This is a genomic window from Luteibacter sp. OK325 (genome assembly GCF_003050935.1).
Lineage (GTDB): Bacteria > Pseudomonadota > Gammaproteobacteria > Xanthomonadales > Rhodanobacteraceae > Luteibacter.
On the sequence record NZ_QAOX01000005.1, the window covers coordinates 24,160 to 44,910 of the forward strand.

A 20,751-nucleotide genomic window follows, 5' to 3' on the forward strand; every position below is an offset into this window, starting at 1 on the left:
GCTCTATGCGTCACCTGTTTGCCGCGATCGCACTTCTCCTGTCGGCGGCGCCCCTCGCCGCCGCCGACCTGCGAATCGATCCGGTGCATTCCCGCGCCGAGTTCAGTGTTCGCCTGCTCTGGGTTAGCAACGTCTCGGGCGCCTTCGACGGCATTCGCGGTGACGTTTCGATCGACCACGGCGCACAGACCGCCGTGGTCCGCGCCGATATCGATACCGAAAGCATTCGCATGGAGTCGGCCAGGCTGCGCCGCTGGGTGCTCGCGCCCGAGTTCTTCGACGCCGTGCACTATCCCACCATTCATTTTGAATCCTTGCCGACGCCCCTGCTGCTGCTTGCCCAGGGCGGCGACGTGGAGGGCAAACTCACCCTCCGCGGAATCACCCGGCCGGTGACCTTCCACCTGCAGGACGCCCGTTGCTCGCCGGAATCCCTGGTCGGCTGCGTCCTTCAGCTGCAGGGGACGATCGACCGGACCGACTTCGAGATGCGCGGCCGACGCGGCGCTCTCTCCGATCGTGTGAACCTGGGCATGGCTATCGTCCTCGACGCGCCCTGAGCAAGCTCGACCGCGCGTAAGGCTCACGTGCCGTTGTCATGCGTCCCCTATCATCGCCGCATGCGCCACCTCCTCACGATCCTGTTCCTCACCGCCATGCTCGCCACCGGCGGTTGTTCGCTATCGCGCGCGCGCATCCGGCAGGCCGATGCGGTTATCACCATGACGGTGGACCGCCAGGTCACCTGTGACCGGGCTGACCATTGCGCAACTCCCTCGCCGCTGATCGACGCGGCGAAGGAGGCCAACTCGGCCTCGACGCCGGACAAGCCGGTCCACGTCGCCACCCTGCTCGAAGACGGTGAGCAGGCCATGGCCGCGCGCATCAACCTTATCCGTGCCGCGACGCAGAGCATCGACGTACAGACCTACATCTGGGAGCAGGACGATGCGGGCAAGCTGGTCCTCGACGAGCTGATCCAGGCGGCGCGACGCGGCGTACGCGTACGCATTCTTGCCGATCAGCTGTTCTCCTTCGGCGATCCGGGCCTGCTCGCCACCCTCGCCCGCGCCAGCGACCACCTCGAGGTTCGCCTCTACAACCCCACCTTCCACAGCGCGCGCACGCCGCCGCTGGAGTTCGCCGCCGGCATCCTCTGCTGCTTCTACAAGTTCAACCAGCGGATGCACAACAAGCTGATCGTCGTCGACGATCTCGTCGGCATTACCGGCGGCCGCAACTACGAAGACCGCTATTTCGACTGGGATGGCAGCTTCGACTACATCGATCGCGATGTGATGGTCGGCGGCCCTGCCGCGAAAGCGATGGGCGCCAGCTTCGAGCAGTTCTGGGTGCACAAGCGTTCCGTTGGCCTGACCCATCTGCACGATGTGAACCGGCAGCTCATCGCGGACACCGACGACACGCGGCACTGGCTGCCACCCAGCTACCAGCACCCCGACCGCGTCGCCCAGATGATCAGCGATGCCGAAGATCCCGGCTGGCTGGACGACCGGATCATGCGGGCGACGCTGCGGATGAACCGCATCGAGTACCTCTCCGACCTGCCCGGCAAGACCGATGAACCCAAGCGGCGCGAGGCGCGTGAACTTACCCGGCACATCATGGGCCTGGTGCGTAACGCGAAGAGCGAGATCATCCTGCAGACGCCCTACCTCGTCATGAGCAAGCCGGCGCGGAAGATCTTCAATCGCCTGCACGACCAGCCATCGCCGCCGCGCATCGTCGTCTCGACGAACTCGCTGGCCTCGACCGATGCGTTCGCGGTTTACGCGTTGTCGTACAAGCACCGCAAGCGTTACCTCACCGATTATGGCTTCGAGATCTACGAGCTGAAGCCGCACCCAGAGAACGCCGACATCGATGCGCTGGAGAATCCATCGACGGCCCTGGCCAAACCGCCGTTTGCCGCGACCGGCTCGGGCAGCGGCCACAGCCGACGTGCGTCATGGGGAACGGCTTCGGATAATGGGGCGCAGCCCTCGGAATCGTCGGGTTTCCTCAGCGCGGGGAGTCATTCGCGACGCGGTGCGCGTCATCGCCCCGCACCACTGAGCACCGAGGGTATCCGTTTCGGACTCCACGCGAAGTCGATCGTCGTCGACGATACTTTCGCCATGGTCGGCACGCACAATTTCGATCCGCGCTCCGACCACTACAACACCGAATCGGGGGTGATCATTTACGACAAGCGTTTTTCCGACCGCCTGCGCGATTCGATCATGCAGGACACCGAGCCCGGCAACGCCTGGGTGATCGGCCCACGCGAGAAGAAGATTCCCGTGCTGTCGTCAGTGAATGAGTTCATCGGCGACGTATCCGAGCGCCTGCCATTCTTCGACCTCTGGCCGTTCCGCTACGCGACCAGCTACGAGCTCAAGCCGGGCTGCATTCCCATGCGCTGGACCGACCCCCGTTTCTTCCAGTGCTACGAGCCCGTGGGCGACTTCCCCGAAGTGGACGTCTCGCTGAAGCTCATCTACACCCGCATGATCACCGCCTTCGGCTCCTCGGCCGCCGGCATCCTATAGACGTGCCCGGCTTAAAGCTGCCTGGCTTAAAGGTGGGTGAGTTCGAAGCGGATCGGGAGATCGGCGGTGTAGCGGAAGGGGCGGTCGTCGGCGGCCGCGAAGCGCCAGCCGCGGACAGCCGCCTCAGCGGCGCGGTCCAGGTCGAGGTCGCCGCTGCTGTGACCGACGCTCACGTCGGTGACGTCGCCGTCCTGGGTGACGGTGACATTGAGAATGACCTGCCCTTCGTGCTGCGCGCGTAGCGCCGCCATGGGGTAGCGCGGGGAAGGCATGTAGACGGGCACGAGGGCATCTGGCCGCCTGGCCACCACAGGTGCGCTAGCAGCAGATGCGCCTGCGCTGCCGCTGCGCGAAGCGATAGGGCGCTCCGCCGGCACCCGCGGGCGAGCACGCGGTGCGGGCTCCGACGCAGATGGCTTCGTCCACGCAGGCTTGGACGACAGCTTCGGCATGACCACTTCGGCCAGGCGGCGCGTGGCGGGCGCACGCTCGTAGGTGAGCGCGGTCAGCCAGCTCGTCGCGGCAATGCCGACGACGAGCCCGAGGGCGCTGAGCGAGGTGCTTGTACGAAGTGCGAGCATGTAAATCTTGCGAAAGGAATCAGGGACGTTCGAGGATCGCCGTGACGCCCATGCCGCCGGCGGTGCAGATGGAGATCAGGCCGCGGCCCGAACCTTTCTGCTCGAGCATCTTCGCCAGCGTGGCGACGATGCGCGCGCCCGTCGCCGCGAAGGGATGACCCGCCGCGAGACTGGAGCCGTAGACGTTGAGCTTCGACGGATCGATCGATCCCAGCGGGCCATCGAGGCCAAGCCGGTTGCGGCAATACTCGTCGGACTCCCATGCACGCAATGTGCAGAGCACCTGCGCGGCAAAGGCTTCGTGGATCTCGTAGAAGTCGAAATCCTGCAGGGTGAGGCCCGCCTGCTTGAGCATGCGCGGCACGGCTACCGTCGGCGCCATGAGCAGGCCTTCGCCGTGGACAAAGTCGACGGCGGAGATTTGCGCGTGCGTGAGATAGGCCTGGATCGACAGACCGCGGTTGGCGGCCCACTCGTCGCTGGCCAGCAGCACGGCGGCCGCGCCGTCGGAGAGACCGGTGGAGTTGCCTGCGGTGAGCGTTCCCTGGCCCGTGGTCTTGTCGAACGCCGGCTTCAGCGACGAGAGCTTCTCCAGCGTGGAATCGCCACGCAGGAAACCGTCGCGCTTGAGGCCACGGAATGGCACGACCAGATCGTCAAAAAAGCCGGTCTCGTAGGCGGCGGCCAGCTTCTTATGGCTGGACAGGGCGAGTTCGTCCTGCTCCAGGCGGCCGACCTTCCACTCCTTGGCCATCAGTTCGCAGTGGTCGCCCATGGACTTGCCGGTGCGCGGCTCGGCCACGCCGGGGAACGATGGCTTCAGCTCCTTGAAGGAAAAGCCACGCGTGGCCACGGTGAACTTTTCCTTGAGCGTCTTCGCGCGGTTCAGCGCCAGCAGGCGCTTGCGCAGCTTCTGCCCATAGACGATAGGAACGTCGCTGGTGGTGTCCGAACCGCCGGCGATGCCGGCCTCGATCTGACCGGCGGCGATCTTGTTGGCGATGATGATCGCGTTGTCCAGCGAGGTGCCGCAGGCGCGCGCCGTGGTGATGCCGGGGGTTGTCGCCTTCAGGCCCGAGGAGAGCAGGGCTTCGCGGGCCAGGTTCCAGTCTGACGAGTGGCGGATAACGGCGCCCATGGCGACCTCGCCCAACTCCGTGCCGTGCAGGCCGAATTTCTCGACGAGCGAGCCGAGCACCTTGACCGACATACCGAAATTGCCGACATCGGCATAGGCGGTGTTGTTGCGGCAGAAGGGAATGCGGACGCCGCCGACCACACCCACGCGCTTTTGCGACTTTTCCATGCTCTTAGAAGGACAATCCAGATCGAAAGAGGGTGCCGGGGCAGTAGCCGTTTGCAGGCGAAGGGATCGCGGACGCCGACGATCGCCGACGAACGCGTATCGGCAAGGCTAACCCGCATCCCCTCCGGGCGAAAGCCCGAGATGCACGGATGATAGAATCGCATTCCTTTACCGTTCGGAAAAACCTGCCGTGAACGAGTCGCTGATCGCGTGCCCCGCCCTCCTGGCGCTGGAACTGGCCGAGGGCGAGATGCCCGATCGGCTCGAGCTGACGCGCGATGAAGCGCAGACGCTGGGCGCCCTGATGGCCGACGACCTTCGTGCGCTCCTGCCCGGCGTCGAGGCCTCGCGCTTCGCCCTGGTCGGCGCCCTGTTCGACGGTGTGGAACTGCTGCGCCCCGGCTTTCCCGTGTTCGCCACGCTCGAAGAGCTGGCCCGGCGCGTGCCTCGCGTGACCACCGCCGGCGGCGTGGTCGCCTTCGGTACCCACGACGGCCACATGCCTGCGCAGCCCCTCGTGCCGGATCCGCACTACGCGGGCGGCCCCATGCGCCTGGTCCCGTGGATGCTGCTGGCCCCGGCCGACCTCGCCGAAGAACTCACCGCGAAAATGGAAGTGGAGCTGGTCGGCCGCGGCGAAGCGGGCACCGCCACGGCGGATTTTCTCATGCGAACCCTGGGCGTCCGCCTGGAGCATGCACGTTATCTCAGCCGCGACGACCTCCTCGCGCTCACCTGCGTGCAGTACGAGCATGTCAATCTGGCGCCGCTATGGACCATGCTCGAAACCGCGCTGCTCACACCTTACAAGGAAGAGACGGCGCTGGGTTCGCGCGGCCTGCCCCTGCACTACGCCGAGGGTCGCGTCGGCATTCCGGGTCTCGCCGGCTGGTTCGCCCGCGCGGGCACCCAGCGGGACAACCCCGCCCACGAGTTCGCCGGCACCATTTTCGAGCTGCGCCAGTACGCCGCCCTGCTCGCCGCCCACCATGTGCCGCTGCACCTGGAGGGTGAGCCGGCCCAGACCGCCGGCTACCTCGTCGAGGCCATGGCTGAGCCCGATCCCGACCTGCCCCAGCCCCAGCTCTACGCCCATGAAGCGGCAGGCCTGGGTATGGCTGCCGTGACCGTCGCCCAGCCCTCGCCGGGCAAGGCGCGGATTCTCGCCCATGGCTATCCGCTTGCCCCTGACGCGCTGGGCCCGTTGCTGGACACGCTGGCCGAACGCTATGCGACGGCAACCGAAGTGCACGCCCTGGGCAAGTTGCTCCTCGATGCCAACGGCGCACTGTCGGCACCGGCGCCCTCGCTGCACTGACAACTTCACGAATCCTTCGATGTACGCCGCCGCAGGGACGCATTAGAGTTGGGTCATCGTCCCTTCGGCGACCGCATGCGCCTTCCCGCTCCACCCGCGAACGATTCCCCGACCGACTGGGCGGCCTATCTGCTGGACCGCGCGCCAGCGATGATGGCTTACGTCGACACGTCGCTGCGCTATCGCTTCGCCAGCCCGGCCTATGCGGCCTGGATGGGCATCCAAGGTGACGGCCTGATCGGTCGCCGTCTCGAGGAAGCCATCGCGCCTTCGGTCTATGCCCGCATCGAGCCCGGTGTGAGTGCCGCCCTTGCCGGCGAACCCATGGTCGCCGATCGCGAGATACGTCGCGACGATGGCAAGCGCCACGCCCAGGCCACCTTCACCCCGGATGTCGGCGAGCACGGCGTCATTCGCGGGGTCTCGATCATCCTGGCCGACATCTCCGGTCGCCATGTGCTCGAAGCGCGCCTTAAGGAAAGCGAACGGCGCTTCTCGCTGGCGTTCCGGCATGCGGCGATCGGCATGGCCCTCGTCCAGCCCGACGGCCGCTGGATGCAGGTGAACGAAGCCCTCTCCGTCATGCTCGGCTATAGCGAGCAGGAACTGCTCACCTCCGCCTACCAGGACATCACCCACCCCGACGACCTCGCGACCGACCTTTCCCTGGTGAAGAAAGTGCTGGCCGGGGAGCGCGCCTCGTACCACCTGGAGAAGCGCTACCTCCGGCGCGACGGCCAGGTGGTGCATGCGCTGCTCACCGTGTCGCTGGTGCGCGACGAGCACGGCGAGCCGCTGTACTTCATCTCCCAGGTCGTGGACATCAGCGATCGCAAGGCCTTCGAGGACGCGCTGTTCCGCGAGCGCGAACTGGCCGAAGTCACGCTGAAGTCCATTGGTGACGCCGTGATCACCACGGATCCGAACCTCATCGTCACCTCGCTCAATCCGATCGCCGAAGCGATGACCGGCTGGTCCAGCCACGAAGCCGTGGGTCGCCCCATGGACGACATCTTCCAGCTGCGCGACCCGCTCACGCGCCGTCCGATTCCCAATCCGCTGATTACCGCGGTGACCAAGAACACCATCATCGGCCTGACCACCGACGCCATCCTCGTGCATCGCAACGGCTTCGACAGCCCCATTGAGGATTCAGCGGCGCCGATCCACGACCACGCCGGCAACGTCGTCGGTGGCGTCGTGGTCTTCCATGATGTCAGCGAGACGCGTGCGCTCGCATTGAAGATGGCGCATCTGGCCCACCACGACACGCTCACCGGCCTGCCCAACCGCGCGCTGCTGCAATCGCGCATGGAATTCGCCGTCACGGTAGCCGCGCGGCGCAACCAGCGCGCCGCCCTGCTCTTCGTCGACATCGACCATTTCAAGCAGATCAACGATTCCATGGGCCATGCCGCGGGCGATGCCTTGCTGCAGGAAGTGGCGCGACGCATCCGTGCCGCCGTGCGCCCCGACGACACCGTGAGTCGTCTCGGTGGCGACGAGTTTGTCGCCTTGCTGCCTCATGTCGACGGCGCCTCCGATGCGGCCACCGTGGCCGAGCGCGTGCTCGAAGCCTGTAGCGAAGCCGTGGGTGTGGACGCGTCGGCGCTGGCGATCAGTTTCAGCATCGGCATCAGCGTGTATCCGGACGACGCGGTCGACGCGGAATCACTGCTGCGCAATGCCGATACGGCCATGTACGAAGCAAAGATGCAGGGTCGCAACGGCTATCGCTTCTTCAACGCGAGCATGAACGAGCGCAACACCGCGCGCGTTCGCATCGAAGTGGAACTGCGCAAGGCGCTCGCGCGCAACGAACTCACCCTGCACTACCAGCCCAAGGTGGACGTGAACCTGGGCACGGTAGTCGGTGCCGAGGCCTTGCTGCGCTGGCAGGTGGACGGCGAAGACGTCTATACGCCGGAGCAGTTCATTCCGGTGGCGGAAGATTGCGGGCTCATCGTGCCCATCGGGGAATGGGCCCTACGCGAAGCCTGTCGCCAGGCGGAGATCTGGGCGCGTCTGTACCGGCCGCTTTCGGTTTCGGTGAATGTCTCCGCCCTGCAGTTCCAGCACACGCGCTTCTTCGAATCGCTGCGCACCGTGCTCGCTGAAACCGGCCTGCATCCCACCCTGCTCGAACTTGAGCTCACCGAGCGCACGGTGATGGAAGGCGGTGACCACATCGCCGACCTGTTGCACCGGATCAAGTCGCTCGGCGTGTCACTGAGCCTGGACGACTTCGGCACGGGCTACTGCAGCCTGTCGTACCTGAAGCACTTCCCCATCGACACGTTGAAGATCGATCGCACCTTCATCCGCGACGTGGCCTGGGACAACGACAGCGCCGCCATCGTCAGCGCCATCATCGCGATGGGCAGCGGCATGAACAAGCAGGTGCTTGCCGAGGGCGTGGAAAGCATGGAACAAGCAAGCTTCCTCAGCTCCGCCGGCTGCCCGCAGATGCAGGGCTTCCTGTTCGGCAAGGCCGTGCCCGCACGCGAATTCGAAGAACGCATCTCCGCCGTCGACATGGGCGACCCCCGAGTCCCCCAGTCCTGACCACTGGGCTCGGGGTGCTGTGCTCTGTGTGGGAGCCGATTCATCGGCGATTGGGTGCTTGTCACAACGGTCAATCTCGCGTTCCGCCCATCGCCGATGAATCGGCTCCCACAGAGAGCGCGGCGAGTCAGGATTCGAGCATCGCCTCGTACATGTAGTAATGGCACCGTTCCATGCCGAGCCCAGCGTACGTCGCCTGCGCGCGCTCATTCTCCGTCTCGACATACAACCGTACGCCTACGGCACCGGCACCACCGGCCATCGCCTTCACGTGCGCATATAAACCACGGAACACCCCGGCACGTCGGGCTTCGGGCGCCACGTAAACACTCTGCACCCACCAGAAGTCCCCGCAACGCCAGTCGCTCCACTCGTAAGTAACGAGCAGACAGCCGACCGCTGCGCCATCAAGCTCGGCGATCAGATAGAACCCACGCCGAGGCTCGTCAAACACGGCACGCACGCCGCGACCGATGATTGCCGGATCGAGCGCCTTGCTCTCCGTCTCCCACGCCATGGCGATGTTCCAGCCAGCAATGGCATCTGCGTCGTCGATGCCTGCGCGGCGAATGTAAAGGGTCATGCCGTTATCCGTTCGAAGGGCGCCGCTTGCGCGAAGCGCCAAGTTTACGCGTGAGAGTGTTGCGACCGACACCGAGGGCGGCCGCGGCATGCTGCCGGTGCCCGTCATTGGCGATAAGGGCCGCTTGCAACAAGGTTTTGTCGAGCGCGTCGCGAGCACGCGCATGCACGTCCACTTCGCCCTGCGCCAGCGCGTCCTGGGCCCAGATGCGCAAGGCATCGGTCCATTCGCTGCTACGGGTTTCCCTTGCGGGCAACGCACCGAGATCGCCGGCAAGAATTTCCGCGCCGGGCGCGATCACGGCGAGGCGGCGACAGAGGTTCTCAAGTTCGCGTACGTTGCCGGGATAATCGCGCTGCTCGACCAGCTTCATCGCGCCGCGCGAGAAACGTTTCGGCGGCAGTTTCAGTTCGGCCGCCGCCTGGGCGAGAAAGTGTCGCGCCAGCACGGGGATATCGCCGCGGCGCTGACGTAAGGACGGCAGCGCGATACGCACCACGTCGAGTCGATGTTTCAGGTCCGCGCGGAAGAGACCGGCCGCCACGCGTGCATCCAGGTCCTGATGCGTCGCGGCGATGATGCGCACGTTACCGCGCATCAGCTCGCGGCCGCCCACGCGGTAGAACTCACCGCCCGCCAGTACGCGCAACAGACGTGTCTGCAAGGCAATCGGCATGTCGCCGATTTCGTCGAGGAACAGCGTGCCGCCTTCGGCCTGCTCGAAACGTCCGGCGTGGCGTCGCTGAGCGCCTGTGAACGCACCGGCCTCGTGTCCGAACAGTTCGCTCTCGAGGAGTTCGGCGGGAATGGCCGCGGTGTTCAGCGCGACATAAGGCTTGCCGCTGCGCGCACTTTCTTCATGCAATGCACGTGCGACGAGCTCCTTGCCAGTTCCCGTTTCACCGGTGATCAGTACGTTGAGGTCGCTCGCGGCCACGCGGCCGATCAAGCGAAACACCTCGCGCATGGCGGGGCTCTCGCCAAGCAGCGAGTGCGCGTCGACGCGCCCGACCGGGATGATGACTTCTTCATGCGCGGCGGCGAGCGTGCGCTCCACCGCTTCAACGGCCATATCGAGATCGAACGGCTTGGCGAGGTAGTCCGCTGCGCCAGCGCGATAGGCTGCCGCCGTTGTAGCCACATCGGTATAAGCGCTCATGACGATTACCGGACCGATGTTGCGCCGGGTAAGGTCTTCGAGCAGACGCAGGCCGTCTTCGCCGGGCATGCGCACATCGGTCACCAGCAGCCCCGGCCGACCTTCGGCCAGCGCCGCACGCACGGCGTCACCCGCGCTGAATTCGCGCACCGTGTGCCCCGCATCGCGCAGCGCCTCGGCGAGCACGAAGCGCACACCACGATCGTCGTCGGCAATCCAGATTTCAGTCATGGTGCCGCTCCATCGGAAGGTACAGGGAGAACACCGTTTCACCGGGGCGACTGGTGAAACGCAGGTCGCCGCCGTGTTCGAGTGCGATCTCGCGCGACAAGGCGAGGCCAAGGCCGGTGCCATCGGCGCGGCCCGACACCAGCGGCTGGAATAGGGAATCGCGCAGTTCGTCGGCAACGCCGGGGCCATCGTCGATCACGTCGACGCGCAGGGCCGCACGCACCGTGCGCTCGCCAAGACGTGCGCCGTGCTCGACACGCGTGCGCAACGTGATCGCGGTGGCGCCGGCTTCGCTGGCATTGCGGGTCAGGTTGAGCAGCACCTGGAGCAAACGATCGGTGTCGCCGACGCTATCCGGGAGGCTGGGGTCGTAATCGTGACGGACACGTAGGGCATCGGCTTCGGCGCCGACCAGGCCTTCGAGGCGCTCAAGCAGTTCGTGGACGTTGACCGGGCCCAGCCGCGCGGCGCCACGATGGCGGAGCAGGCCGTCGGCGAGGGCGGCGAGACGGTCGGCTTCGGCGATGACCATGCTCGCCAGCTGGCGGAGATCGTTGTCGGCCACGCGGCGTTCGAGCAACTGGGCTGCGCCGCGCAGGCCCGCCAGAGGATTCTTCACTTCGTGGGCGAATCCGCGGAGCGTGGCTGAGAGCGGCGTGCCTGCCACCGCGTTGAGTTCCGGTGCCAGCGGGTGCACCTCGACCAGCAAACGCCCGTCGTCCAGCGGCTGCATGGTCAGGTCGGCGGTGATCTCGCGGCCCCGGGCCACGCCGAAGGTGGCCCCGCGCAGATTGAAAGGGCGGCGCTCCAGCAAGGTTCGCTCCAGCTGCGAGGCCAGGGAGGCCTCACGCATCAGGGCAGGCAGTGGTTGCCCCACGGCGGTCCTGGGACCGACGTCGAGCACCTCGCCGAGCGCCGGGTTAAGCCAGTTCACGCAAAGGTCCGCGCCGATGACGGCGAGGCCGGTGCCTAGCAAGGTTAGGAGGTCTGCCTGATCTGGTGCGTGCATTGCACCAATGTAGGGAGGTCGCGGGAATGGTGCAATCAGACAGATTCGCAAAGATGGGCGCATTGCATAGTTCTCGATTCAGCGAGCACTATGGTGAACGCGCCCGCACGAAAGCGGAGCCGCTGGATCGGGACGCGGGTTCGACTCTCGCCACCTCTACCAATACGGCCCACTAAGTGATTGATTTGCTTGGGGGGCTTTTCGTTGGTAGGTGTGGATTGGCCTACGTTCGGTCCGTTTTTGGTCCGTTTTTTCTAAGGGCGGGGGCAGTGATGTTGCTTGCTGACACTGTGTCGATCGTCACCGGTGCGGCTCCGGCGATCGCCGCATGGATGTCCATGATTCAATCGCTCGGCGGCGTACTCGTCGGCGGCGTCGTCACGTACTTGGTGAACACGCGTAACGATCGCCGTAAGGATTTAGAGGAAACACGCCGACTGGCGCTTTCCGTCGGCGCCGAGGTGCGCGCGGGCCTGCATGCACTGGATCTCTCGATCAAGATGAATGAGGCGATCACCTCAGAGGATCGACTCGAGTTCATGCGGTACATGGAACTGCCGCCCGATTACGCACCGATCACCCGCGAAGCGGCGAAAACTGTGGGACGCTTTCCCACGCCAGTTGCCGAGCAGATCGCGCAGTACCTGATATTGATGGCGAACTTCAAACAGCAGGCGGATGCTTGGCGACGCATGCACGCCGACGGAGTGCTGACTGATAAGAAGTTCTCGACCAGGATCGCCAGCATGACACCGTTAATGGACGCGCTCCGGGCGCGCGCCAACGAGCTACCCGACACCATTGATCGGTACTACAAGCACGACGTCACCTGATTCGAGTCGTCTACTCGGTGGCTCAACGGACTGAGTCGTGTCCAAAGCGCCTCCTTGACCTCGCTGGGCACCTGGCTCTCAACCAGAGGCATCCGTAACGTTGCGGCCGCTTGGTTCCCGACAGGACGCTAACAAGCTAGAAGAATTTCGACGTTCCGATTATGGGAATCCGCCCAGTGGGTCACGGATCACACCGTCCGGGCTGCGATGGCCCCCCGCCGGAGTGCGGGATATGAGGGCTCCAGGATGCAACGCGCCCGCCGATAACACTGCAAGTGGCGGACTGTTGCGAGCCGCGACTGAAAGCCACTGCTGCCAACAGCCGATCAAAGGAGGATCATGACTGTACTGACGAACGCCGCAGCAATCCGAAAGGCCATCCTTGCAGTACGCCCTACGAGGGTTGCAGTCGCCTACGTAGGTAGCGACTGGGCAACTTTTTTCCCGGAGGGTCTTCCGAAGGAGATTGTCCTGTCACCGACGTTCGGTTCCAATCCATATGCCATCGAGGAAATCATCGATGCCTTGGGGGAACGAAACGTCCATTTCCTTGACAGACTTCACGCCAAGATCTTCCTCGGCGCGGAGGCAGCGGTCGTCGGTAGCTGCAACCTGACCCGAAATGGGCTCGCGGACCGCGGGCTGTTCGAGGTGGCCGCCGCTATAAGCGACGTCGCAGACATGAAAGCGCTGGCTGATGCGTTCGCTGTCTACAGAGCCGCCGCGCGCAATCTCTATCCGAACCGCGCCAGCAAGTTGACGAAGATCCACGCCCTGAAGGAGTCATGGGTGCGCGGTATTGTCGCTGGCATTGTGCCGCCGCATATGCAGGTCCCCGCGCCCGATGCTCGTGACCACATCCTAGATATGCCAACTGTACGCATCTCCTGGTACCACGGAGGAGCGAATCCAGGGTTCAACAACAGCCGGATCCGCGACGCGGCGCCAGATATTGGCGGCGAAGCCGGCATCGATGATTTCATGTATTTCAAAGACACCGACGACGTCAAGCAAGGTGATTGGCACTTGGCGATTCGTTACAAAGCGGACGGGTTTCCCCCCGCCAACGGGGCCATTTCGTGGGTCTACACGCATCACTTGATCAAGGATGCCGTTTTCGATGAGGCGTGGCCAGACGACACGTCCCTTGCAGTGCAGGGCAAGTTGCCGCGCCCAATCCCGCCCTTCAAACTCGATAGCGACACAAGGTCCGCGATACGAGAACTGGTCAGCGAATCTAGGTTCGCCGATTTTCGGCCTCCGACCGATCCCGATGGCGACTGGCATTTGCCGTCGCGAGCACGTGTTGCCACGTTTCTGCAAGCACTGCAGCGCCTGCGTCAGCTTCAGGGTTCGATGTAGAGATGTGCTGGTGATGCGTGCAATGCGGAATACACGTCTTTAACCGTAAGAAGTAAAACGAGAACTAAGATCATGGACAAGATTGAGACGAACTTCCTGGAGCGAATTAAGGCGACAGACGATGCCGGTGGTGATGTCGGTGACGTAGTTCAGGAGTTCTTGGACGAGCATATCGAATCGATGGACTATGTTGATTTCCTGTCGCACCTCTGCGAGATGGGGGGGAGCCCGGATGAAAACGGAGACGTTCAAGTGAGAGTCACCGACTGCGTGGGTGCCGATGACAAGTACCACGTGTTGGTTGAAGTTTTCTTTGACGAAAAGGTCTACGGCGGCGGATGCCCAGACATGCCTACGATAGCTCCTCGAACCGGAGAGGCTGAGTTCACGTTCGCAGTTGACACCGGCGTGATTTCTTGGAAGGCGGCCCACGAGTACTTGAAATAGACAGTCATACATGGTCGCCGACATTAGGGTTTCTGAGATCAGTCGCTCAGGTGCGTAAGGGCCCCGGCCATGGCATCCTCTACGCACCATACGGAAAGGGGATAGCCGATGCGCCGCACGACCGGACTCCTGTGCCTGGCCGCCGCGTTCACCGCGACCGCATCCGCCGCTGAGCCACCGCCCTGGCTTAGCCAGATGGAAGCCATGAACATCAGCGTGGCCGTCGGGAGCAAGTTGCCCGGAGTGAAGGACGTGAATATCACCCCGTACCCGTATGACACCAATCTCCACCTATGGGTAACGCTGATCAAGCCGGAAGGCGAAGCCTTCCTCGTAACGATCAATGAGGAGACAGGTGAGGTTTGCGCCCGTTACCAACACAAAGATGGGTGTGCGGCGACGGGGAGTGCCAAGGCGGAGGTCGATCGGGCGAAGGCGCGGGCTGCGGCGCGTGACGAGGCGGCGCGTACGCCGCCACCGGACCTGGATGGCTTGCAGATTGTTCTCCTGCGATCGCTGGCTCCCGCGTCGGCTACCGGGTTCGAGCCGCCCTCGCAGTGGTATGTCACCGTCAAGCGCCCGGATGGCACGAGTGGCGATCCGTCTCCCGCAGTATTAAACGCCATCCACATCGGGCGTATCCAGGTGCTGGGAGGCAGTGCGGCCCCGAAGGCAAGAGATCCAAACGCCGCGGAGACGTCATCGACCATGCAGTATTCCATTGACACCCCACTACGCCGACCCGATGGCAATTACGACGTCACCTACGGGTACTACTGCGGTGCGCTGTGTGCCGCCAGCATCGTCGCGGTGATGTCTCACGATGCCCATGGTTGGCACATCGTGTCGACAACGACGCAGTGGGTGTCCTGAGCCCCTAGTCCTCTTCCGCCGCCTCACGCCCCTGCTGCCGAATGAGCCATTCTTCTCGCGCGTCATTGATGGACTGCCGGATGCTGTCGAGATCGACCTCGGATTCATCCGGCTCGAAATGACCCGTCAGCTCCGTATCGGTGCGGAGCTCGCCGGCCTGGAACAAGGCCCACATTTCCTCGCCGTACCAGGTGTCCAGTAGCTCCGGCGCCGAGCGTCCAAGGTAAGCGGTGAGATTGTTGACGTCACGCAACAGCATGGTGCGCGCCGCATTGTTTCCCGCCGCACTCACGACCTGCGGAAAATCGATCACGACAGGGCCGTCCGGGCCGATAAGGACGTTGTAGGCGGAAAGATCGCCGTGGATCAGTCCGGCACACAGCATCAGCACGACCTGCCGCACGAGGATCCGGTGGTATTCCCGGGCATCATCGGCGCTGAGATCGACCTCGCCCAGGCGGGGTGCGGAGAGGCCGTCGGTGTCGGTAACCAGTTCCATCACCAGCACGCCATGGAAATAGCCGAACGGCTCGGGCACGCGAACGCCAGCCTCGCGCAGCTGGTAGAGCGCATCGACCTCGGCATTCTTCCAGGCGGCTTCCTGCTGCTTGCGCCCGTACTTGCTGCCCTTGCCGATGGCGCGTGCCTCGCGGCTGCTGCTTACCTTGCGGCCTTCCTGGTACTGCACGCGTTGCTGGAAGCTACGCTGGGCCATGTCCTTGTAGACCTTGGCGCAGCGTACGTCGTTGCCGCTACGGACAACGTACACCGCCGCCTCCTTGCCGCTCTTGAGGGGCCGGAGCACGTCATCAATGATGCCGTCGTCGATCAACGGCTGCAGGGCTTGGGGGGTCTTCAAGGGTTTTCGCGGGTCAGTGGCATGGCGGGGACGGCCATTAACCCTTAATTTTCACATTTTCCTGCCCAGAGCGCCAATCGGCCTAGGCAGATCTTTCAAAAATGCTGTCGATCTCCACGGGGATACCCATGGGAAGTGAAGACACGCCAATGGCGCTTCGCGCGGGAAGGACGTCCGCCCCGAAGAGATCGCGCAGAAGATCACTTGCGCCATCAGCGACCTTCGGATGGGCCTTGAACGATGCTTCGGACCGGACATAGACCGTCAGCCGAAGGCAACGTTTGATGCTGTCCAGACCGCAGCTCTGCTCAAGGCTTGCGAGAATGAGGAGCATCGTCATCCTTGCTGCATCCTGCGCCTCGACCAAGGTCATGTCGTCGCCGACCATGCCAATCACAGGCTCGCCGTTTTTTATGGGGCCTAAGCCCGAAACGAACACCTGGTCGCCAGCCGTTGTCACGAGGTTGTACGAACCCAGGGCCGGAAAGGGTGGCGGCAGCTCGAACCCCAGCTGTTTAAGTCGATCGGTGTGGCGCATAGGCAGGTATCCATCGTAGGCAGAGGGTCCTCCAGCGCCGCGGCCTCATCTGCCGCGGCGCTGGAACCGGTCACAACCTGGCAGCCTGTTCGATGAGCTCGGCCACCTCGTCCGGATGCGATACCGGCGACGCGTGACTCGACGGGATCGTCACGGTCTTCGCGTTCATGCGCTTTGCGAAGAAGGCTTCCGCCTGCGGCGGGATCATCATGTCGTTGCCAGAGATCGCATAGTAGGTGGGTTTACTGTGCCAAGCAGCGACGGAGGCCGGCGTGCCAAAGGCGGTCGAGTTGATCGCCATCTGCTCCCTGGCGAGGGCGGCACCTTCGGAAACGGGCACATCGCCCACGAAGACACGCGGGAACGCCGCGGGATCGACGCTCAGGTAGCCCTTCGCATCCGGGTGCACCTCTTTCAACCCCTCGGTGGGCGGCCCATTACTGGAGAGTGCCTGCACGCTCTCGCCCTTGTCGGGAGCGAACGCCGCAACATAGACCAGTGCTTTCACCTTCGGACTGTCGCCGGCTTCGCCGATCACGACACCGCCCCAGGAGTGCCCCACCAGGATGGTCGGACCCTTTTGCGAATCCAGGACCTTCCGGGTCGCGGCTATATCGGCTTCCAACGACGTCATCGGTATGGCGACCTCGCTAACCGCAAAACCCTTCTTACGGAGGATCGCGGCGACCTTGTCCCAGCTCGAAGGCCCTGTAAAAGCGCCGTGGACCAGCACCACGTTCTTTGTCATGGCCGCATTCGCCGTCATGGGCGCAGCCAGAGCCAAGGCGAAGGCGACGGCCAACGCCGCCGCCGGATAGTAAAGTTTCATCAAGAGATCCTGTATGGCACGCGATGCCGGACCGGACGATCAGCAAATAACTACGGATCGATTTACGAACCAGCTGTGATAGGTTTTTGCGGGAGGACATTCATTGCGACTGGCTATGCGCGTCCGCGCCGCATAGATATACCTCCCGACGAGAAAGCGAACCATGACAGGGCATCCGAGAAACTTGACGATTCATCCGGACGACGAGGAAAGCACCTCGCCTTCGGCTGATTTGCTTTCTCATGTACTCGCCCAACTTCGTCTCACCGGGGACAAAGTACAAGCCACGTCGCTCCCGACGGGTCACACGGTCCAGCTGAACCCGGAGATGGCGCACGTTGTCGTGATCCAGGAAGGAGAGCTCACAGTCCACGCAGACGGCGGTGAGACGATGCAGGTGCGAACGAACGAGCTTCTCCTGTTGCCTCACGGCCCAGGGGAAGTGCGTCTTGTGACGACCGGCACACCCGCGACAATCATCGACTGCAGCTTTTGGTTCGACCCCGACAGCCGTCGTGGAACGGCCCTGGCCTTGCCAGCCCGAATCCACGTCCGCGAGGAGGATTGCGCCGCGTGGCTTAAGCCCATCGTTGGTTTCATGATGGCGGAAGCAGCGGAGCATCAAGCAGGCGCTGCCTTGATGGTGTCCCGACTGATCGATCTGGTGGTGATACGAACACTCCGCAGTTGGGTCCATCAAGGACACACGTCCGGCTGGCTCGGCGGCCTTGTCGACGCGCGGATCGCCCGTGCCATCAAGGCGATCCATGAAAATCCTCGTAAACGCTGGAGCGTCGACACCCTGGCTGGTATCGCAGGCATGTCACGATCGAGCTTCCACGATCGCTTCACGACGCTCGTCGGTCAGTCGCCGCAGCGCTACTCGAATGAATGGCGTCTGGCGCTTGCCCGAGAGCTATTGGGGAAAAGCGATGCGCGGGTCGGGCAAGTTGGCCTGAGCGTGGGTTACGGTTCCGAAGCAGCATTCAGTCGGGCTTACAAAGCCTTCTACGGCCATTCGCCTCGGGAAGAAGCCGGGAAGCCAGGCAAGCAGCCATTCAAGGAAAGGTGAGCAGCCTTCCTGCATCCGCAGGCAGGACGTCATGCATTGCGAATAGCCACCACCGGCGGTACTTTCGCGGCATAACGTGCGGGCCCCCACACGGCCAATTGTCCCAAGAGCCAAAGCGCCAACGCTCCCCATAGCGGTACATACAGCGGCATGCCAGGCAACTCATAAACATGCATGAGACACAGGTTCGCAAGGAAGGCGAGCACCCCGCCGAGCGCAACACCACCACTGACGATCACGAAGTTCTCGATGTGGAAATAACGCAGGATGTCACCTCGCGTCGCGCCGAGTGATCGGCGAATGCCGATCTGCCTGCGTCGCTGGCTGACCCAGAAGCTGCTCAATCCGACAATGCCGCCTGCCGTGGCGAACAGCAGCAATCCGCACACCACGCTCATCAGGAGCACCACGCTGCGATCGGTGGCATAGCCATCATCGCGGGCCTGCGCCAGCGTGATCACACCCTGCGCCGGATCGATGCGGCGTACGCCGCCCCGTTCCTGTAGTGCTTTCAGTGCCGTGTCGATCACCGATGTCATCGATGTGCCGTCGGTACGCACCAGGTAGACGACGCCGTCGGGATCGAGGGAGCGAGCCGGGATCAGCACGCTGTCCTCGTCGATCGATCGCGTGGTGCTTCCTGCGTATGCGCCCTGCAAGCTGGCCAGCACCCCGATAATCTTCGTAGGCCCACTCGGGAGGTACACCGTGCCGCCCAGGGCCGACCCCTCCGGGTAGAGCTTATGCGCAAGGCTACGCGTGACGATGATGCCCGGGGGAGTGACCTTGTCATAACGGTCGAGCGTGGCAATTTCCTCGCCGCGAAAATTCCGCCCCTCGACCAGCGACACTCCCAATGTGTCGATGGCGTGCTCGTCGGCAAAATAGACGAGCGATATCTTCGGTCGTGTAGTCTGTTCGGGCTTCAGCTTCAGACCCAGGACCATCGCGCCGCCACCCTCTAGGGGAAACGCCTCACTGGAAAACACATTGCGCACTCCGGGCACCCGACGCAGCGCGGCGATATCCGCACGAAGGTTCGCGTCGATCTGTGTCGCATTCTGTCCATTCTTCCAATGGTTCCGGATGACGAAGAGATGCGCTTCGTCCGTACCGGTGGGCCGGGAAAGATGGACAACGCGCGTCGCCACGATGAAGAGCGCATTGGATGCCGCCGCAAGTGTCAGCGCCACCTGCAGCACGATGAGCAGGGTGGCCACCTTGTGCCGCGTCAGGGCGGCGACGATGGGACGAAGCTGCGTGAGGATTCTGTTGAGCGCCATGCGAGATCCTCAGCCGTTGACCTTGATTTGCCAGGCGGGCTGGGTCTGCGCCGCGCGCCACGTCGGATAGAGAGCGGAAACGACGGTGGCTGCGATCGCAAGCAGCACGGTCGATGCGACCAACGAGGCATCGACGTGGACGAGGCGTGCGATCTTCGGCTCGAACAGACCATTCGCGCCCCACAGACCGAGCAGCGTCAGTGCCACGCCGAAGATGCCGCCGACACAGCCCATGGTCGCCCCCTCGATCAGGAACTGCCGGTAGATCGCGCCGCGGGATGCACCCAGCGCCCGGCGAATGCCGATCTCCGGAGCTCGCCGCATGAAGCGGGCAAGCATGAGGCCGACGACATTCACCAGCACGATAAGCAGGAAGCTGGCCGAGACGAGCATGGACAGGCTCGATGCCTTGGGCGTGACGTGGAGGACCGTCATCGCCTCCGTCAGGTTGCGCAGGCGACCGTTCGGTGCCCATGTGAAACGACCGGCTCGCTTCTGCTCGTCCGCGTAATTGCGCAGGAAGTCTCGGTAGGTCTGCACATCGGCAGACGTTCCAAGCTCGACCCAGGCATTGATCCACACGCATTCGCTGTGCAGGTATTTGTCCCAGTCGGTGACGCCCAGGTCGGTCGCGTACGAAGGGCAATAGTCGTACGGCGTGGCCTTCTTCAGGTCGATGGCCCGGGTGAAGGGAACATAGACATCGCCGACGTCGTCGAACGCGCTCAATGGACCCAGCGTCGCGACATCGAAGAAGCGAGGCTTCGGACTCCACGGCTCCAGCACGCCGCTGACTCGAAAAATCTTGCCGTCCAGCTGGATCTCGCGTCCGACGCTGTTACCCCCGCCGAACAGCCGGTCGTTCAGGCGATGACTGATGACGGCCACACTGCCGTGCTGCGCATCGTCAGTGGAAGTCCAACCGTCCCCGAAGCGGAAAGGTACGTCGAACATCGCGAAGAAATCGGCCGTCACGGCGTCGCCGCCGAGTGAAACGGATGACGCCGTGCGATCGCCCGGTGTCAGTTCCCATGTCGTCGGGAAGACCAGGGCCTGTCGGTTCGCCTTGCCCGCCTGCCACAGCGCGTTCGCGTCGGTATAGGCCAGGTTGTTGGGCGGTTCGCCCCCCGAGGAGGACGGCCCGAAATTGTCGATCTGCGGCATGTACAGCCGGGACGACTTTGAAGGGATGGGATCGCTGGTTGTCGCGCGGAATACGGCATAGGAGACCATGCAAGCGGACACGCCGAACGCCAGCAACGCGATGACCAGTGCGGTCAGGGCCTTGCTTCGCGCGCTGCTACGTAACGCCAGTCCGACGTAGTACCCCCACATGAGCCCCCCTGACGCC

General features: G+C 63.7%; 19 protein-coding genes. 9 read left to right on the forward strand and 10 right to left on the reverse strand.

Features of this window, described 5'->3' with window-relative positions; translation table 11 throughout:
* The first annotated feature begins 5 nt into the window (after positions 1–5).
* Positions 6–560: a YceI family protein gene (locus C8J98_RS12155; protein WP_107913467.1), complete on the forward strand. Its 555-nt coding sequence runs from the start codon at positions 6–8 to the stop codon at positions 558–560.
* Positions 561–620: 60 nt separating this feature from the next.
* Complete coding sequence (locus tag C8J98_RS12160; RefSeq protein WP_107913468.1) at positions 621–2,552, forward strand: phospholipase D family protein; 1,932 nt, start codon at positions 621–623, stop codon at positions 2,550–2,552.
* A 26-nt stretch (positions 2,553–2,578) separates the two neighbouring features.
* Here C8J98_RS12160 and C8J98_RS12165 read toward each other — a convergent pair whose 3' ends face one another.
* Positions 2,579–3,133, reverse strand: coding sequence for an energy transducer TonB (locus C8J98_RS12165; RefSeq protein WP_107913469.1), 555 nt, complete (start codon positions 3,131–3,133; stop codon positions 2,579–2,581).
* Between the two features lie 19 nt (positions 3,134–3,152).
* Positions 3,153–4,439: an acetyl-CoA C-acetyltransferase gene (locus tag C8J98_RS12170; RefSeq protein WP_107913470.1), complete on the reverse strand. Its 1,287-nt coding sequence runs from the start codon at positions 4,437–4,439 to the stop codon at positions 3,153–3,155.
* Positions 4,440–4,629: 190 nt separating this feature from the next.
* On the opposite strand from C8J98_RS12170, the gene C8J98_RS12175 reads away from it, so the two are divergent.
* Both C8J98_RS12175 and C8J98_RS12180 read left to right on the forward strand, forming a co-directional pair.
* A complete protein-coding gene (locus C8J98_RS12175; protein ID WP_107913471.1) occupies positions 4,630–5,757 on the forward strand; it encodes a hypothetical protein in 1,128 nt (375 codons plus the stop codon).
* A 75-nt stretch (positions 5,758–5,832) separates the two neighbouring features.
* Positions 5,833–8,322 (forward strand): GGDEF and EAL domain-containing protein, encoded by a 2,490-nt coding sequence (locus tag C8J98_RS12180; RefSeq protein ID WP_107913472.1) that lies wholly within the window; start codon positions 5,833–5,835, stop codon positions 8,320–8,322.
* Between the two features lie 127 nt (positions 8,323–8,449).
* Here the strand turns inward: C8J98_RS12180 and C8J98_RS12185 are convergent, their stop codons facing one another.
* Genes C8J98_RS12185 through C8J98_RS12195 form a run of 3 tightly spaced genes read right to left on the reverse strand, consistent with a single transcriptional unit; the run spans position 8,450 to position 11,304 of the window.
* Positions 8,450–8,905, reverse strand: coding sequence for a GNAT family N-acetyltransferase (locus C8J98_RS12185; RefSeq protein WP_107913473.1), 456 nt, complete (start codon positions 8,903–8,905; stop codon positions 8,450–8,452).
* Positions 8,906–8,909: 4 nt separating this feature from the next.
* Positions 8,910–10,295 carry a nitrogen regulation protein NR(I) gene (gene ntrC, locus C8J98_RS12190; protein WP_107913474.1) on the reverse strand — a complete coding sequence of 462 codons (1,386 nt, stop codon included), beginning with the start codon at positions 10,293–10,295 and terminating at the stop codon, positions 8,910–8,912.
* Positions 10,288–11,304 (reverse strand): ATP-binding protein, encoded by a 1,017-nt coding sequence (locus tag C8J98_RS12195; protein WP_107913475.1) that lies wholly within the window; start codon positions 11,302–11,304, stop codon positions 10,288–10,290. Before C8J98_RS12195 ends, ntrC begins: the two co-directional genes overlap by 8 nt.
* 272 nt (positions 11,305–11,576) lie before the next feature.
* On the opposite strand from C8J98_RS12195, the gene C8J98_RS12200 reads away from it, so the two are divergent.
* From C8J98_RS12200 to C8J98_RS12215, 4 genes are all read left to right on the forward strand, one after another.
* A complete protein-coding gene (locus C8J98_RS12200; RefSeq protein ID WP_107913476.1) occupies positions 11,577–12,137 on the forward strand; it encodes a hypothetical protein in 561 nt (186 codons plus the stop codon).
* Between the two features lie 339 nt (positions 12,138–12,476).
* Positions 12,477–13,499, forward strand: coding sequence for a phospholipase D family protein (locus C8J98_RS12205; RefSeq protein ID WP_107913477.1), 1,023 nt, complete (start codon positions 12,477–12,479; stop codon positions 13,497–13,499).
* Positions 13,500–13,571: 72 nt separating this feature from the next.
* Entirely contained in the window at positions 13,572–13,946 is a 375-nt protein-coding gene (locus C8J98_RS12210) for a hypothetical protein (RefSeq protein WP_107913478.1), read from the forward strand.
* 108 nt (positions 13,947–14,054) lie between these two features.
* Positions 14,055–14,819, forward strand: coding sequence for a hypothetical protein (locus C8J98_RS12215; RefSeq protein ID WP_107913479.1), 765 nt, complete (start codon positions 14,055–14,057; stop codon positions 14,817–14,819).
* 4 nt (positions 14,820–14,823) lie between these two features.
* Here C8J98_RS12215 and C8J98_RS12220 read toward each other — a convergent pair whose 3' ends face one another.
* From C8J98_RS12220 to C8J98_RS12230, 3 genes are all read right to left on the reverse strand, one after another.
* On the reverse strand, positions 14,824–15,678 hold the full coding sequence (locus C8J98_RS12220) for a PA4780 family RIO1-like protein kinase (protein ID WP_107913480.1): 855 nt from the start codon (positions 15,676–15,678) through the stop codon (positions 14,824–14,826).
* Between the two features lie 82 nt (positions 15,679–15,760).
* Entirely contained in the window at positions 15,761–16,216 is a 456-nt protein-coding gene (locus C8J98_RS12225; protein ID WP_107913481.1) for a RidA family protein, read from the reverse strand.
* Positions 16,217–16,286: 70 nt separating this feature from the next.
* On the reverse strand, positions 16,287–17,045 hold the full coding sequence (locus C8J98_RS12230) for an alpha/beta hydrolase (RefSeq protein WP_107913482.1): 759 nt from the start codon (positions 17,043–17,045) through the stop codon (positions 16,287–16,289).
* A 163-nt stretch (positions 17,046–17,208) separates the two neighbouring features.
* On the opposite strand from C8J98_RS12230, the gene C8J98_RS12235 reads away from it, so the two are divergent.
* Positions 17,209–18,117 carry an AraC family transcriptional regulator gene (locus C8J98_RS12235; RefSeq protein WP_107913483.1) on the forward strand — a complete coding sequence of 303 codons (909 nt, stop codon included), beginning with the start codon at positions 17,209–17,211 and terminating at the stop codon, positions 18,115–18,117.
* A 29-nt stretch (positions 18,118–18,146) separates the two neighbouring features.
* Here C8J98_RS12235 and C8J98_RS12240 read toward each other — a convergent pair whose 3' ends face one another.
* Both C8J98_RS12240 and C8J98_RS12245 read right to left on the reverse strand, forming a co-directional pair.
* Complete coding sequence (locus C8J98_RS12240) at positions 18,147–19,400, reverse strand: FtsX-like permease family protein (protein WP_107913484.1); 1,254 nt, start codon at positions 19,398–19,400, stop codon at positions 18,147–18,149.
* 9 nt (positions 19,401–19,409) lie between these two features.
* Complete coding sequence (locus C8J98_RS12245; protein WP_107913485.1) at positions 19,410–20,735, reverse strand: ABC transporter permease; 1,326 nt, start codon at positions 20,733–20,735, stop codon at positions 19,410–19,412.
* Between the last annotated feature and the right edge of the window lie 16 nt (positions 20,736–20,751).